Annotated in this window: 1 protein-coding gene; it reads left to right on the forward strand. The window is 64.9% G+C overall.

Annotation, left to right across the window (positions count from 1 at the left end; all coding sequences use genetic code 11):
• A partial coding sequence (locus tag JK635_RS28495) for an NAD(P)-dependent oxidoreductase (RefSeq protein WP_498043873.1) occupies positions 1–313 on the forward strand: 313 nt, incomplete at its 5' end.
• Between the last annotated feature and the right edge of the window lie 288 nt (positions 314–601).

Here is a 601-nt window from a genome sequence, read left to right on the forward strand (position 1 = left end):
CCCGCTGACCGCGGACAACCGCAACCTGATCAATGCCGGCACGCTGGCAGCCTGCAAGCCGGGCGTAATCGTCATCAATACCGCACGCGGCGGATTGATCGACGAAGCCGCCCTGCTGGCCGCACTGAAGTCGGGCCAGGTTGCCAGCGCCGGGCTGGACAGCTTCCAGGCCGAGCCCATGGTTGCCGGGCATCCGTTCCTGGGCGTTGCCAACCTGGTGCTGAGCCCGCACATCGGCGGCGTGACCGGCGATGCCTATGTGAAGATGGGCGTAGGCGCGGCAAGCAACGCGCTGGCGGTGCTTGCCCGCTAAGGATTGATCGAGCCGGTCGAACCGATAGGCGTCTCCTGGCATTCGGGCAGACCGGCCCGTAGACGTGTCATGAAACCCCGTCCTCTGCATTTCGCCAGGCATGAACCAGGATGGGCATAACAGGAAAGCCAGCATGATCCTTCTTCAACCGCCGGTGCTTCGCGACACCGAAGTCTTCACCAGCATGCCGGCGCATTACCGCCGCACCGGCATGCGCTCGCTGTGGGCCGATGCCAATCGCGGCGGCGCGCCAACCGACTCCTTTCTCGAAGGCCCGGTCTTCGATGA

This window comes from Neobacillus paridis (genome assembly GCF_016765675.1).
Taxonomy (GTDB): Bacteria; Bacillota; Bacilli; order Bacillales; family Cytobacillaceae; genus Neobacillus; species Neobacillus paridis.